At 77.4% G+C, this 13,897-nt stretch carries 14 protein-coding genes; 6 read left to right on the forward strand and 8 right to left on the reverse strand.

All coding sequences use genetic code 11. The features are described from left to right. Positions 1-160: 160 nt before the first annotated feature. Complete coding sequence (locus ACRYR7_RS19610; RefSeq protein WP_432573797.1) at positions 161-913, forward strand: oxygenase MpaB family protein; 753 nt, start codon at positions 161-163, stop codon at positions 911-913. A 29-nt stretch (positions 914-942) separates the two neighbouring features. On the opposite strand, the gene ACRYR7_RS19615 is transcribed toward ACRYR7_RS19610, so the two are convergent. The 3 genes from ACRYR7_RS19615 to ACRYR7_RS19625 all read right to left on the reverse strand — a co-directional run bounded on the left by ACRYR7_RS19615 (position 943) and on the right by ACRYR7_RS19625 (position 3,112). Then, complete coding sequence (locus tag ACRYR7_RS19615) at positions 943-1,548, reverse strand: MarC family protein (RefSeq protein ID WP_432573798.1); 606 nt, start codon at positions 1,546-1,548, stop codon at positions 943-945. Continuing rightward, positions 1,545-2,402: a PHP domain-containing protein gene (locus tag ACRYR7_RS19620; protein WP_432573799.1), complete on the reverse strand. Its 858-nt coding sequence runs from the start codon at positions 2,400-2,402 to the stop codon at positions 1,545-1,547. Before ACRYR7_RS19620 ends, ACRYR7_RS19615 begins: the two co-directional genes overlap by 4 nt. A gap of 65 nt (positions 2,403-2,467) precedes the next feature. After that, a complete protein-coding gene (locus ACRYR7_RS19625) occupies positions 2,468-3,112 on the reverse strand; it encodes a DUF6758 family protein (RefSeq protein WP_432573800.1) in 645 nt (214 codons plus the stop codon). A gap of 116 nt (positions 3,113-3,228) precedes the next feature. On the opposite strand from ACRYR7_RS19625, the gene ACRYR7_RS19630 reads away from it, so the two are divergent. Then, positions 3,229-4,857, forward strand: a complete 1,629-nt coding sequence (locus ACRYR7_RS19630; protein WP_432573801.1) for an aminopeptidase P family protein — start codon at positions 3,229-3,231, stop codon at positions 4,855-4,857. 71 nt (positions 4,858-4,928) lie between these two features. Here ACRYR7_RS19630 and ACRYR7_RS19635 read toward each other — a convergent pair whose 3' ends face one another. Beyond that, complete coding sequence (locus tag ACRYR7_RS19635) at positions 4,929-5,765, reverse strand: YflT domain-containing protein (RefSeq protein ID WP_432573802.1); 837 nt, start codon at positions 5,763-5,765, stop codon at positions 4,929-4,931. Positions 5,766-5,913: 148 nt separating this feature from the next. Further along, entirely contained in the window at positions 5,914-6,519 is a 606-nt protein-coding gene (locus ACRYR7_RS19640; protein ID WP_432573803.1) for a Dps family protein, read from the reverse strand. 96 nt (positions 6,520-6,615) lie between these two features. On the opposite strand from ACRYR7_RS19640, the gene ACRYR7_RS19645 reads away from it, so the two are divergent. The 4 genes from ACRYR7_RS19645 to ACRYR7_RS19660 all read left to right on the forward strand — a co-directional run bounded on the left by ACRYR7_RS19645 (position 6,616) and on the right by ACRYR7_RS19660 (position 11,672). Beyond that, positions 6,616-7,893: a magnesium transporter MgtE N-terminal domain-containing protein gene (locus tag ACRYR7_RS19645; protein ID WP_432573804.1), complete on the forward strand. Its 1,278-nt coding sequence runs from the start codon at positions 6,616-6,618 to the stop codon at positions 7,891-7,893. Further along, positions 7,886-8,689 (forward strand): DUF1003 domain-containing protein, encoded by an 804-nt coding sequence (locus ACRYR7_RS19650; RefSeq protein ID WP_432573805.1) that lies wholly within the window; start codon positions 7,886-7,888, stop codon positions 8,687-8,689. Before ACRYR7_RS19645 ends, ACRYR7_RS19650 begins: the two co-directional genes overlap by 8 nt. Before the next feature lie 26 nt (positions 8,690-8,715). Further along, the gene (locus ACRYR7_RS19655) at positions 8,716-10,458 is read left to right on the forward strand and encodes a GspE/PulE family protein (RefSeq protein WP_432573806.1); all 1,743 of its coding nucleotides are present in this window, start codon (positions 8,716-8,718) and stop codon (positions 10,456-10,458) included. Between the two features lie 89 nt (positions 10,459-10,547). Further along, entirely contained in the window at positions 10,548-11,672 is a 1,125-nt protein-coding gene (locus tag ACRYR7_RS19660; RefSeq protein ID WP_432573810.1) for an Mrp/NBP35 family ATP-binding protein, read from the forward strand. 48 nt (positions 11,673-11,720) lie between these two features. On the opposite strand, the gene ACRYR7_RS19665 is transcribed toward ACRYR7_RS19660, so the two are convergent. The 3 genes from ACRYR7_RS19665 to ACRYR7_RS19675 are packed head-to-tail and all read right to left on the reverse strand — an operon-like array spanning position 11,721 to position 13,750. Continuing rightward, positions 11,721-12,116 (reverse strand): sec-independent translocase, encoded by a 396-nt coding sequence (locus tag ACRYR7_RS19665; protein WP_432573807.1) that lies wholly within the window; start codon positions 12,114-12,116, stop codon positions 11,721-11,723. A 9-nt stretch (positions 12,117-12,125) separates the two neighbouring features. Beyond that, complete coding sequence (locus ACRYR7_RS19670) at positions 12,126-13,514, reverse strand: S1C family serine protease (RefSeq protein ID WP_432573808.1); 1,389 nt, start codon at positions 13,512-13,514, stop codon at positions 12,126-12,128. Continuing rightward, entirely contained in the window at positions 13,511-13,750 is a 240-nt protein-coding gene (locus ACRYR7_RS19675; RefSeq protein WP_432573809.1) for a hypothetical protein, read from the reverse strand. The genes ACRYR7_RS19670 and ACRYR7_RS19675 overlap by 4 nt, the downstream gene beginning before the upstream one ends. Positions 13,751-13,897 lie beyond the last annotated feature (147 nt).

Genomic DNA, 13,897 nt, shown 5'->3' on the forward strand with positions numbered 1-13,897 from the left:
CGCCGCCGGAGGCCGCGGCCCCGCGCGGGCGCCGCACCCGCACCCGCTGGTCGGCGGCCGCGGCCGCCACCGCCGGCGCCGTCGCGGTGCAGGAGCCGGCGACCGCCGGCGACTGACCCTCGAGCTGCGATCACGGCCCCCACCCCGCAGGGTGGGGGCCGTGCGCGTTCGTGACACGACCTCCGGTTCCGGTGCCGCACCGAGCCCGGCCGGGCCGTCCGCGAGCCTGCACGCCGGGCCCGCCCTGGAGGTGGCCCTGCTGTGCGCCGGGCTCGTGGAGGAGCTGCACCCGCTGCTGCGGCGGCTGACGGCCCGCGACCCGCGCGAGCGCTGGCAGCGCGCCGGGTCGGCGGCGGCGCTGCTGCGCGCGGCGGGCACCGACCCGTGCCGGGCGCTGGCCCTGGCCGCGCGCGAGCGCGCCGTCGACGGCGACGTGCACGTGCGGGCCGAGGGCGCCGACCCGGACAGCGCCGCGCTGCGGCACGCGCTGCGGGTGTGGGCGGTGCTGCGCGCCGCCGCGGCGGGCGGGGCGGGCCCGGCGGCGCAGGACGCCGAGCGCTACGTGCTCGAGCAGCGCGCCAGCGCGGTGCTGCTGGGCGCCGAGCCCGACGACCTGCCCGGCTCCGCGGCGGAGGTCGAGGCCGACGTGGAGCAGGTGCGGCGCGAGGCCGCCGGGGAGCGGGCGCTGGGCGCCGTGGGCGCGCAGGGCGGTGCGCGCCGCCCGCGCACGCCGTTCCCGCCGCTGGGCGCGGCGCCGCCGCCGTGGCTGCGCGCGGACGCGCTGGCGGTGGCGCTGCTGCCGGGGTGGGCGCGGGAGCTGTTCAGCGGCGCCCCGCACGCGCCCGGCGAGGAGGAGCTGACCGCCGCGCTGGCCGCGCTGGCGCCGCTGCGGGGACCGGGCTCGCCCGCCTGAGGCGGGGGCGGTGCCTGAGGGCCCGGCTCTCAGGCCTGGCCGGTGACGAAGGCGCGCACCGCGTCGGCGACGAGCTGCACGGCGATGGCCGACAGCAGCAGGCCGGCCACGCGGGTGACGAGCAGGACGCCGGAGTCGCCCAGGACCCGGTGCACCAGCCCCGCGAAGCGCATCGCCAGGTAGAGGGTGACGTGCACGGCCACGACGCCCGCGGCGATGGCCAGGTGGTCGTCCCAGCCGCGCGACTGCTGCACGTAGACCATCGTGGCGACGATGGCGCCGGGCCCGGCCAGCAGCGGCGTGCCCAGCGGCACCAGGGCGACGTTGACGCCGACGGTGGAGGTCGGCTCGTCGCCCTTGCCGGTGAGCAGCTCCAGCGCGATGAGCAGCAGCAGCAGGCCGCCGGCGGCCTGCAGGGCGGGCAGGCTGATGTGCAGGTAGTCCAGGATGCGCTGGCCGAACAGGGCGAAGGCGACGATGACGCCGAAGGCGACCAGGACGGCCTGCCGGGCCGCGCGCGAGCGCTCGGCCACCGTGAAGGGGGCGGTCAGGCCCAGGAAGATCGGCACCGTCCCCAGCGGGTCCATGATGACGAACAGGGTGACGAAGGTCTCGCCGAAGAGCTGCCAGTTCACGCGCCGCGGACCTCGCGGGCCGCGGCGGCGCCGCGGGCGCGGGACTCGATCTCCTGCAGCACCTCCGGCGCGGTGGTGTTCTCGCCGAGGAGGTTGCGCTTGCCGGTGCCGTGGTAGTCGCTGGAGCCGGTGACGAGCAGGTCCAGGGAGCGGGCGAGCTCGCGCAGGTGGCGGCGCTCGTCGTCGCTGTGGTCGCGGTGGTCGACCTCCAGGCCCAGCAGCCCCGCGCCGACCATGGCCTCCACGTCGGCGTCGCCGACGCAGCTGCCGCGCTTGGAGGCGGCCGGGTGCGCCAGGACGGGGACCCCGCCGGCGGCGCGCACCAGGGCGATCGCCTCCAGCGGGTCGGGCGCGGTGTGCGGCACGAAGTACGGGCTGCGGCCGGACAGCAGCGTGGCGAAGGCCTCGTCGCGGTCGGCGACGAGGCCGGCGGCGACGAGGGCGTCGGCGATGTGGGGCCGGCCGATGGTGGCCTCGCCGTGCACGTGCGCCAGGACGTCGTCCCAGCGCAGGCCGGTCTCGGGGGTCATCCGCTCGACCATGCGGCGCGCGCGGGTGCGCCGGGAGGTGCGCGAGGCGTCGAGCATGCCCTCCAGGGCCGCGTCGGCGGGGTCGTGCCAGTAGGACAGCAGGTGCACGGAGACCCCGCGCACCAGGCAGCTGACCTCCATGCCGGGGACCACGCGCACCCCGAGCCGCTCGCCGGCGTCCAGCGCCTCGGCCCAGCCGTCGGTGGTGTCGTGGTCGGTGAGGGCCACGACGTCCAGGCCGGCCCGGGCGGCGGACCGGACGACCCCGGAGGGTGGTTCGGTGCCGTCGGACGCGGTGGAGTGCGTGTGCAGGTCGATGCGCACCGGGCGAGCTTACCGACCGGCGGGGACCGCTCCTGCGCACGTAGAGTGACGGGGCACCGGTCCGGTCAGGACCACTGCACGCGCGGTGACATCGCCCCGCACGGCACGTCCGGGGGGTGCTCGCGCTGGCGCAGGTCCACGAGCTCCAGGTCGTCCAGGACGGTGGCGCCCGCGGCCGCCGGCCACAGCAGCGCCCACAGCCACACGCCGCCGGCCTCCCCCACCAGCACCGCCCGGTCGCCCTCGGCGGGCACCGGCCACAGCGGGGCGACGGTGCCGCCGGCGTGCGCGCGCGCCGCCGGGGCGCCGGCGACCAGGCCGTCGCCGGGGTCGACGTCCTCGCGGCCGGCCAGGTGGGCGCCCAGGCCGGTGCCGGGCTGCTCGGAGACCAGCAGCATCTCCGCCACCGGCGGGCCGCCGGGCGGGCCGTGGTGCGGGCCGCTGACGGCCACGACGACGGCCTGCGCGTCGTGCCGGTCGTCGCGCACGCAGCGGGTCCCGGTGACCAGCCATCCCGGCGGCAGCGGCCACGGCAGCCACACCGGCACCTCGGAGTGCCGGGCGATCCAGGACAGGTGCGCCGCGTCGGCGGGCTGCGCCGGCTGCAGGGGGACGACCGCGCCGTGGGACGCGCAGGTCGCCGAGGAGTGCCAGATGCTGGGGGCCCGCACCGCGTCGTCGCAGCGGGGGCACCTCGCCGTGCCGCTCATGCCTCACCGTCCTACGCCCCGCGCACGCCGTCAACCTGGCGGTGACTGTCCGTGATGGCGCGCGGGGCGGGTCGGGGGGGCGGACAGCGGCCGGGCGCAGGGGCGATGATGGGCCGGTGACCGCTGCCGCGACCCAGTCGACCACCACCGAGCCCGGCACCGCCGCGGGCGGGGAGCTGCCCGTGGCGGACCTCCTCGACGCGCAGCACCCCGAGGGCGAGCAGAGCGCCCCGGCGGGCGGGCCCGGCGCCGAGGACGCCAAGTCGCACCGCACGCTGCCCCGCTCGGCGGCCTTCCGCCGCTTCATCGCCGAGGGCTGGGGCCCGCGCCCGGCCGAGGACACCGCGCCGGCCGCCTCCGCCCCGCACGCCGCGCGCCGGCGCGGGGTGCTCTCCTCGCTGTTCCCCGGCGAGGTGCTCGTGGTGCCCGCCGGGCCGCTGGTGCGCCGCTCCAACGACACCGACTACCGCTACCGCCCGCACTCGGCGTTCGCGCACCTGACGGGGCTGGGCACCGACCGCGAGGCCGACGCGGTGCTCGTGCTGCACCCGCGCGGCGGCGGCGCGGGGGCCGGGGAGGGCGGGGACGCCGGGCACGAGGCGGTGCTGTACCTGCGCCCGCAGGGCAGCCGCGACTCCGAGGAGTTCTACGCCGACGCCCGCTACGGCGAGCTGTGGGTGGGCCCGCGGCCGAGCCTGGCCGCGCAGGGGGCCGTCACCGGCCTGGCGTGCCGCGACGTGGCGCTGCTGGCCGACGAGCTCGGCGCCTCGGTGGCCGAGGCCTCCACGGCGGGCCTGCGCGTGGTCGCCGACGCCGACCCGGCCGTCACCGCGCTGCTGTCCCCGCTGCGCACCGGGGACGCCGCGCAGGTGCGCGCCGCCGACGAGGAGCTGGTCACCGCCCTGTCCGAGCTACGCCTGGTCAAGGACGAGTGGGAGGTGCAGCAGCTGCGCGAGGCGGTGGCCGCCACCGTCACCGGCTTCGAGGAGGTCGTGCGCGCGCTGCCGCGCGCCGTGGGCCACCCGCGCGGCGAGCGCGTGGTGGAGGCCGCCTTCGACGGCACCGCGCGCGTGGCCGGCAACGGCGTGGGCTACGAGACGATCTCCGCCGCCGGCGACCACGCCTGCACGCTGCACTGGATCCGCAACGACGGGCCGGTGCGCCCCGGCGACCTGCTCCTGCTGGACGCCGGCGTGGAGGCCGACTCCCTCTACACCGCCGACGTCACCCGCACCCTGCCGGTGGACGGCCGCTTCAGCGACGCCCAGCGCCGCGTCTACCAGGCGGTGCTCGACGCCGCGGACGCCGCCTTCGCCGTGGCCAGGCCCGGCGTGCGCTTCCGGGAGGTGCACGAGGCGGCGATGCGCGTGATCGCCGACCGGCTCTCGGCGTGGGGGATGCTGCCGGTGGACGCCGGCACCTCGCTGGGCCCGGAGGGGCAGTACCACCGCCGCTGGATGGCCCACGGCACCAGCCACCACCTGGGCCTGGACGTGCACGACTGCGCGCAGGCGCGCCGGGAGATGTACCTGGACGCCGAGCTGCGCCCGGGCATGGTCTTCACCATCGAGCCGGGCCTGTACGTCAAGAGCGAGGACGAGCTGGCCCCGGCGGAGCTGCGCGGCATCGGCGTGCGCATCGAGGACGACGTGCTGGTCACCGAGGACGGCGTGGAGAACCTCTCCGCGGCGCTGCCGCGCGACCCCGACGCCGTGGAGGCGTGGATGGCCTCGCTGCGCGCCTGAGGCGCCCGAGCACGAGCAGGGCCCCGACCGCCGCGGCGGCGGGGCCCTGCTCGCGCGTGCGGGGCGGGGCCTCAGCCCTGCCCGCCGCCCCCCTGCTCCTCGCGGGCGCGCTGCTCGGCGGCGCGGCGGGCGCGGCGCTGCTCCTCGACCTTCTCGGCGTAGGTGGGCCCGGACAGGTCCGGCTCGGCCTCCGGCTGCGGGGCCTGCGCGCTCGCGGGCGGCGGCGGCGGCGCGGCGGGACCGCTGCCCGGCTGCGGCGGCGGCATCCAGCCCTGCGGGCCGGGGGCGTCGGGCGCGCTCCAGGCGCCCGGGCCGGCGGCGTGCGAGCCGCCGCCGCGCGGGCCCTGCGGCGGGGGCGGGCCCTGCGGGTCCTGCGGCGCGCCCCAGGCGGCGCCCTGCCCGCCGCCCGCGCGGCCGAAGCCGTTGGGCAGCTTGGAGAGCACCTGGCGGGCCTGGCCGGACATCTGCGGCAGGCACAGCACGACGTACTCCGAGGCCACGATCTGGCTGGCGGAGGTGAAGTCGCGCCGGCCGCCGGTCAGGGCGTAGGAGATGACGGCGAAGAGCATCCCGAAGCCGGCGCCGACGAGCAGGCCCGTGAACAGCCCGGCGGTGCCGGCGTTGCCGAACACCGAGAGCATCAGGCCGATGAGCAGGCCGAACCAGGCGCCGGAGGCCGCGCCGGCCCCGGCGGCGCGCCCGTAGGTCAGGCGCCCCGTGACGCGCTCGACCATCTGCAGGTTGTTGCCGACGATCGTGACGTTCTGCACGGGGAAGTGCTCGTCGGAGAGGAAGTCGACGGCGCGCTGGGCCTCGGTGTACGTGCCGTAGCGGCCGATCGCCTCCCCCTGCGGCGGAGTGGGGGCGGCCAGGCGCTGCTGGCCGCCCATGGGCCCGAGGTTCGACATGGCGACATCCTCACCGGTTCGTCCAGCCCCGCCCCTCCCGGGCGGGGCGCGGGGCCCGCACGGCCCCTCCCAGCAGCGACAACGCGCCCGGCGCGGTGATCGTGCCCGCGCCGGGCGCCGTCGGCCCGGCGCTCGCCGGGCGGGTGCGTCAGGCGGTCTGGCGCTTGGCGCCGGCGCGCTCGCCGGCCTTGCGGGTGGCCTGCACCTCGCTCTGCGCGCCGGCGGTGGACAGCTCGCCGCCGGAGGTCTCCAGGTGCGCGCGCACGAACCAGTGGTACTGCTCCAGCTGGCCGGCCTGGCTGGTGAGCAGGTCCTCGGTCACCGGGTCGATCTCGCCGGTGGCCTCGATGGCGGAGCGGTGGTCGCGGATGACGCCCGCGTAGACCAGGTCGAGCGCGCCGAGGTGCTCGATGGCGCCGGCGCGACCGATGGAGTAGTCGTCCCAGTCGCGCTCGGCGACCAGGGCGCCGGGGGTGCCCACGGGCGACTGGCCCAGGGTGGCGATGCGCTCGGCGACGGCGTCGGCCATCTCGCGCGCGGCGTCCACCTGCGGGTCGAGCATCTGGTGCACCGCGATGAAGTTCGGGCCCACCACGTTCCAGTGGACGTGCTTGAGGGTCAGGTGCAGGTCCGTGAGGGCGGTGAGGCGGTTCTGCAGGATGGCGGCGACCTCGCCGCCCTGCTCGTTCGAGAGTCCGGGGACGGTGTAGAGGGGGTCCCCGGACGCCTTCAGCTTCTTGCTCTCCTTGGCCATGGCGCCACGGTAGGAGGGCGCCGCCGCTCCCGCGCGCCGAGATCGGGCCCGCTCCCCGCGCCCGGCCGCGGGGCGCCCGGGCTCTAGCCTGAGGCGGTGACCGGTTCCCCCAAGCGCGTCTTCGCCGCCCGGCTGGCGGGCACGTCGGTGTTCGACCCGCAGGGCGACCAGGTGGGGCGGGTCCGCGACGTGGTGGGGGTGCTGCGCCCGCGGGGCCCGCACCGCGTCATCGGCCTGGTGGTGGAGGTCCCCGGCCGCCGCCGGGTGTTCGTGCCCATGACGCGGGTGACCAGCGTGGACACCGGCCAGGTCCTCACCACCGGCCTGGTGAACATGCGCCGCTTCGAGCAGCGCAGCACCGAGACGCTGCTGCTGGGCGAGCTGCTGGACCGCACGGTCGAGCTGGCCGACGGCAGCGGGCAGGCCACCATCGAGGACCTGGGCCTGGAGCAGGCCCGGGCGCGCGACTGGAACCTGACCAAGCTCTTCGTGCGCCGCGGCAGCGCCCCGCGCGGCCTGGGCGGCCGGCTGCGCCGGCGCGGGGAGACGATGACCGTGGACGTCGGCGCGGTGGCGGGCCTGACGATCCCCGACGCCGACCAGGGCGCCACGAACCTGCTGGCCGCCTTCGAGGAGCTGCGCGCCACCGACCTGGCGGAGGTCATCCACGAGCTGACCCCCAAGCGGCGCCGGGAGGTGGCCGCCGCCCTGGACGACGAGCGCCTGGCCGACGTGCTGGAGGAGCTGCCCGAGGACGACCAGGTGGAGATCCTCTCCGCCCTGGAGGGCGACCGCGCCGCGCACGTGCTGGAGGAGATGGAGCCCGACGACGCCGCGGACCTGCTCTCCGAGCTGCCCCCCGAGCAGGCCGAGCGGCTGCTGGCGCTCATGGAGCCCGACGACGCCGACCCGGTGCGCCGGCTGCTGGCCTACGACGAGCACACCGCCGGCGGTCTGATGACCTCCGACCCCGTGGTCCTCGCCCCCGACGCCACCGTGGCCGAGGCGCTGGCGCAGGTGCGCCGCGAGGAGCTGACGCCGCCGCTGGCCACGGCGGTGTACGTGTGCCGCCCGCCGCTGGAGACGCCCACGGGGCGCTACCTGGGCACCGCGCACCTGCAGCGGCTGCTGCGCGAGCCGCCGCAGACGCCGCTGGGGCAGGTCGTGGACACCGACGTGGAGCCGCTGGCCCCGGAGGAGACGCTGCAGGGCGTCACCCGCCAGCTGGCCGCGTACAACCTCGTCTCCCTGCCGGTGGTGGACGAGGACGGGCACCTGCTGGGCGCGGTGACCGCCGACGACGTGCTGGACCACCTGCTGCCCCAGGACTGGCGCGACGCCGAGGAGGAGGTCTTCGAGGTGGGACGTGGCTGACCGCGAGAGCCGGCGCCTGCTGCGCCGGGACCGCGCGGACGACCGCAAGGCCGTCGGCCTGGACACCCCGCGCGAGGCGCGCCGGCAGCTGCTGGTGCGCCCGCAGGTGGACCCCGACGCCTTCGGCCGGGCCAGCGAGGCGTTCGCCCGCTTCATGGGCACGGGGCGCTTCCTCGTCTACATGACGTGCTTCGTGGCGCTGTGGCTGGCGTGGAACACCTTCCTGCCCGAGCGGCTGCAGTTCGACCCGCGGGCGCTGAACTACACGCTGCTCACCCTCATCCTGTCCCTGCAGGCGTCCTACGCCGCGCCGCTGATCCTGCTGGCGCAGAACCGCCAGGACGACCGCGACCGCGTCCTGAACGAGCAGGACCGCGCCCGCGACGAGCGCGGGCTGGCCGACACCGAGTACCTGACCCGCGAGGTGGCGGCGCTGCGCATCGCGCTGCGCGACGTGGCCACCCGCGACTTCGTGCGCTCGGAGCTGCGCAGCGTGCTGGAGGAGCTGCAGCAGGAGGAGCCCGGGCGCGAGGACCGCGACCCCGGCAAGCGCAAGGGCGCCAAGAAGCGCAAGCGCGTGGACGCCCCGGGCGGCAAGCCGTCCCGCGAGCGCGCCGCACCCGCCGCACCCGCCGCGGGGACCGGGGACGCCGGTGACGGCACCGCCGACGCCGCGGCCCGGGCCGGCGCCGCGGGCGACGCGGGCGACGCGGGCACCGCGGGCACCGCGGGCGACGTGGTGGACGGGGCCGCGAGCGCGGCCGCGGGGCGGACGGGGGACGAGGGCTCCAGCTGAGGGCGGCTCGTGCCGATGCACGTCCCGTGACGACTCTCGACGACGCCCGCTCCGGCGCCCCCGCGCCGGCGGGGCAGACCCGCAGGCGCCTCGGCGACGTGCTCGTCGAGAAGGGCCTGCTGCTGCCGGAGGACCTCGACCACGCGCTCAACGAGCAGCGCAACGCCGAGGGCCCGCGCCGCCGCCTGGGGCAGATCCTCGTCGACCTCGGCCTGGTCTCCGAGGCCGAGCTGGCGGTGTGCCTGGCGGACCTGCTGAGCCTGGAGCACGTGGACCTGTCCCGCGTGAGCATCGCCCCGGACGTGGTGCGCCTGCTGCCGCGCGCGGTGGCCGAGCGCTGCCGCGTGCTGGTGCTGGACAAGACGCCGGAGTACCTGCTGGTGGCCGCGGCGGACCCCACGAACGTGCTGGCGCTGGACGACGTCAAGCTCTACACCCGCACCCCCGAGCTGCACGTCGTCGTGGCGATGGACTCGCAGATCCGCGACCACCTGGCGCGCGCCTGGTCGCTGACCGAGGACACCTCGCAGGTCAGCCGCATGGTGGAGGAGGCCTCCGACGACGACGACGAGGACCCGCTGGCGGCCCTCAACGGCTCCGTCGACGACGACGCGCCCATCGTCAAGCTCGTCAACCGGATCCTGTCCGACGCGGTGCGGCTGCGCTGCTCGGACATCCACCTGGAGTCCCAGCGCGACGGCCTGCGGGTGCGCTTCCGCGTCGACGGCCTGCTGCGCGACGTGATGAGCGCGCCCAAGCGCGTCGCGCCCAGCGTCATCAGTCGCATCAAGATCATCTCGGGGCTGGACATCTCCGAGCGGCGCGTGCCGCAGGACGGCCGCACCCGCGTCACCGTCGACGGCGCCGCCATCGACTGCCGCGTCTCCACGCTGCCGGCGCTGCACGGCGAGAAGGTCGTCATCCGCCTGCTCACCCGCGGCGACGACGTGCCGAGCCTGGAGTCGCTGGGCTTCGAGCCCGAGCAGCTGGAGGTCTTCACCAGGGCGCTGAGCGTGCCGCAGGGCCTGGTGCTCATCACCGGCCCCACCGGCTCCGGCAAGACGAACACCCTGTACGCGGCCATCCACGCGACGATGTCGCCGGAGAAGAACATCATCACGCTGGAGGACCCCGTCGAGGTCCAGCTGCCCGGCATCACGCAGGTGCAGGTCAACGCCAAGGTGGGCATGACGTTCTCCGCGGGGCTGCGCTCGGTGCTGCGCCAGGACCCCGACATCGTCCTCATCGGCGAGGTCCGCGACGCCGAGACGGCCGAGCTGGCGCTGAAGGCGTCGATGACCGGTCACCTGGTGCTGACGACCCTGCACACCAACTCCGCGGTCGGGGCCCTGACCCGCCTGGTGGACATGGGCGCGGCGCCGTTCCTGGTGGCCAGCTCCCTGACCGCCGCGATCGCCCAGCGCCTGGTGCGCCGCCCGTGCGACTCGTGCGCCGACGGCTACATCCCCGACGAGGAGACCCTGGCGCTGCTGGGCCTGACGATCGAGGACATCCTCGACGCCACCCCGCTGCGCGGCACCGGCTGCCCGGACTGCGGCGGCACCGGCTACCGCGGGCGCACCGCGGTGTACGAGGTCCTCGACGTCACCCCCGGCGTGCGCAAGGTCCTCATGACCACGCCCACGGAGTCCGCGCTGGGCGAGGAGGCCGCGCGCATCGGCATGAGCACGCTGCGCGCCTCCGCGCTGGCGAAGGCGATGCGCGGGGAGACGACCTTCGAGGAGGTCGTGCGCGTCACCGCCGGCTGACGCCCACCGGGCGGCGGTGCCCCGGCGCTGCCCACGAGCGCTGCCCACGAGCGGTGCCCGCGGCGGGGCGCACGTACCCTGGCGGCGTGCTGCCCACGCCCGACGACGTCCGCACCGCCCTGTCCGCGGTGAACGACCCCGAACTGCACCGGCCCATCACCGAGCTGGGGATGGTCGAGCGCGTCGACGTCGGCGCCGACGGCGTCGTGGACGTGAAGGTGCTGCTGACGATCGCCGGCTGCCCGATGCGCGACAAGCTCACCGGCGACGTCACCGCCGCCGTGCGCGGCGTGCCCGGCACCCGCGGCGCGCGGGTGCACTTCGGCGAGATGACGCCCGAGCAGCGCGCCGCGCTGACCGTGAAGCTGCGCGGCACCACCCAGGCCGCGCCCACCATCCGCTTCAACGAGCCGGGCAACCTCACCCGCGTCTACGCCGTCGCCTCCGGCAAGGGCGGGGTGGGCAAGTCCAGCGTCACCGTGAACCTGGCCGCGGCCATGGCCGCCGACGGCCTGCGCGTCGGGGTGCTCGACGCCGACGTGCACGGCTTCTCGGTGCCGCGCCTGCTCGGCATCACCGGCCGGCCCACCAAGGTCGACTCCATGATCCTGCCGCCGACGGGGCACGGGGTGCGGGTGATCTCCATCGGGATGTTCGTGCCCGGCAACGAGCCGGTGGCCTGGCGCGGTCCGATGCTGCACCGCGCGCTGCAGCAGTTCGCCTCGGAGGTCTTCTGGGGCGACCTGGACGTGCTGCTGCTGGACCTGCCCCCGGGCACCGGCGACATCGCCATCAGCGTCGGCCAGCTGCTGCCGGGCGCGGAGGTGCTCGTGGTGACGACCCCGCAGGCCGCGGCCGCCGAGGTCGCCGAGCGGGCCGGGGCGGTGGCCGCGCAGACGTCCCAGCGGGTCGTGGGCGTGGTGGAGAACATGAGCTGGCTGCAGCTGCCGGACGGGCAGCGCCTGGAGGTCTTCGGCACCGGCGGCGGGCGGCGGGTCGCGGACTCGCTGACGGAGCGGCTGGGCGCGCCCGTGCCGCTGCTGGGTCAGGTGCCGATGGACGTGGCGCTGCGCGAGGGCGGCGACGCCGGGCTGCCGGTGGTGCTCAGCGACCCGGACTGCCCCGCGTCGGTGGCGCTGCGGGACCTGGCGCGCACGCTGGCCACTCGCCCGCGCGGCCTGGCCGGGCGGCGCCTGGGCGTCAGCGTCGCCTGAGGCGCACCGGTCCCCGCCCGCGCGCCGCCGGCGCCGGGCGGGGACGCCTCAGGTGGCGTCCTCGTCGAAGGGGACCGCGGCCGGCGCCTGCTCCTTGCGCAGGTTCACCCCGCCGCTCCCCGCGCCGGCGCCGGCGGCCGACGCGGCGCGCGCGCCGCTGTTCTTCTTCGCCGGGGCCGGCTCGTCGTCCCACACGTCCGACAGCGCGTCGCGCACGATGCGGCGCGGGTCGTACTGGCGCGGGTCGAGCTTCTGCCAGTCGATGTCGTCGAACTCCGGGCCGAGCTCCTCGCGCATCTGAGCCTGAGCGCCCTTGGCGAAGCGGCGCACCGACTTCACCAGGTGGGCGAGCTGCTCGGCGTACTGCGGCAGCCGCTCGGGTCCGAGGACGACCAGGGCCACGACGAGGAGGACGATCAGCTCGCCCCCGTTGATGCCGAACACGTGGGGATCCTAACCGTCGGCTTCGAGCGTCACGGGCACCTGCAGGTCCTGACCACCCCGGCGGACGGTCAGGGTCACCGTGTCGCCGGGCTGGCGGGCGCGGATGTCGACGATGAGCTCGGCCGGGTCGGTGACGGGGCGGTCGTCGATGGCGAGGACCACGTCCCCCGGGCGCAGGCCCGCCCGGTCCCCCGGTCCGCCGCCCTGCACGGCGCCGGGCTGGTCCAGGATGCGCACGCCCTCGCCGCCGTACTGGTTGTCCAGCGAGACCCGGATCACCGGGTGCACCGCGCGGCCGGTGCGGATGAGCTGCTCGGCGGTGCGGCGGGCCTGCTCGGAGGGGATGGAGAAGCCCAGCCCGATGCTGCCGGCGGCGCTGCCGGCGGCGCCGCCGGTCAGGGAGGCGATGGCGGAGTTGACGCCGACCACCTCGCCGCGGTCGTTGAGCAGCGGCCCGCCGGAGTTGCCCGGGTTGATCGCCGCGTCGGTCTGGATGGCCTGGATGTACGAGGCCGCGCCCGCGCCCTCGCCGCCGGCGGACACCGGGCGGTTCAGCGCCGAGACGATGCCCTCGGTGACGGTGCCCTGCAGGCCCAGCGGGGCCCCGACGGCCACCACCGGGTCGCCCACGACGACGCTGCCGGAGTCGCCCATGCGCAGCGCGCGCAGGCCGCTGCGCTCCACGCGCACCACGGCCAGGTCGTAGGAGGCGTCGGCGCCGACGACCTCGCCGGCGGCCTGCGCGCCGTCCTGGAACAGCACGGTGACGCCGTCGTCGTAGGCGCCGGCGACGACGTGGTTGTTGGTGAGCACGAACGCCGCCGACCCGCCGTCCAGGCCGGCGTCGAGGACGAAGCCCGAGCCGGTGCCCGAGCCCTGCTCGCCCTGCACCTGCAGGGCCACGACGCTGGGCAGGGCGGCGGCGGCGATGGCCGCCACGGTCCCCGCGGGGCGCTCGGTGCTGCCCGGGGCGGGGGCGGCGAGGGTGACCGAGGGGTACGAGCGCGTGCCGTCCCAGCGGTCCTGCAGCAGGCCCCCGGCGAGGCCGCCGACCACCCCCAGCAGCAGCACCGCGGACCCGGCGCCGAGCGCGCGGGCGCTGCGCCCGCTGCGGCGCGCGGGGGGCGCCGGCGGCGGCCAGGCCTGCCACTGCGGGTCCTGCCCGCCCGGCGGGCCGTACGGGTCGGACCCGTGCGAGCCGCCGTGCGCGTCGTGGGGCGCGTCGTGGTGCGCGTCGCGACGGGCCAGGGGGTCCGGACCGCGGCCGTCGGTGGGCGAGGACCAGGGCGCGGCGCCCCAGGCCGGGGCGTCGTGCTGCGGCGGGCCGGACCAGGGGTCGCGCGGGCCGTCCCCGCCGGGGCGGGCGCCCCGCTCACCGGCCCCGGGCGGCCAGCTCACGGGGTGGCCGGCGCGCCGCCGACGGCGGTGGCCGTGGGCGTCGCGGCCGGGGAGGCGGTGGCCGGGGCCGGTGCGCCGCCCGTCGCGGGCGCCGGCGGCGACGACGGCGAGCTGGAGGGCCTCGTGCGCAGCTCGGCCACGGGGGCCGGCCCGTCGGTCTGCGGGCCGGTGAGCACGAGGAACCCGGCGATGCCGACGCCCAGCAGCGAGAAGGTGCCCGCCAGGGCGGCCGCCACCGGACGGCGCCGGGAGCGGTGGCCGGCGCGGCCGGCGGGCCGCGGGGGGGGGGGGGGGGGGGGGGGGGGGGGGGGGGGGGGGGGGGGGGGGGGGGGGGGGGGGGGGGGGGGGGGGGGGGGCGGGGGGGGGGCTGGCGGCGGTGGGCG

Origin of the sequence: Kineococcus gurbantunggutensis, from assembly GCF_050871925.1 — a bacterium.
Lineage (GTDB): Bacteria > Actinomycetota > Actinomycetes > Actinomycetales > Kineococcaceae > Kineococcus.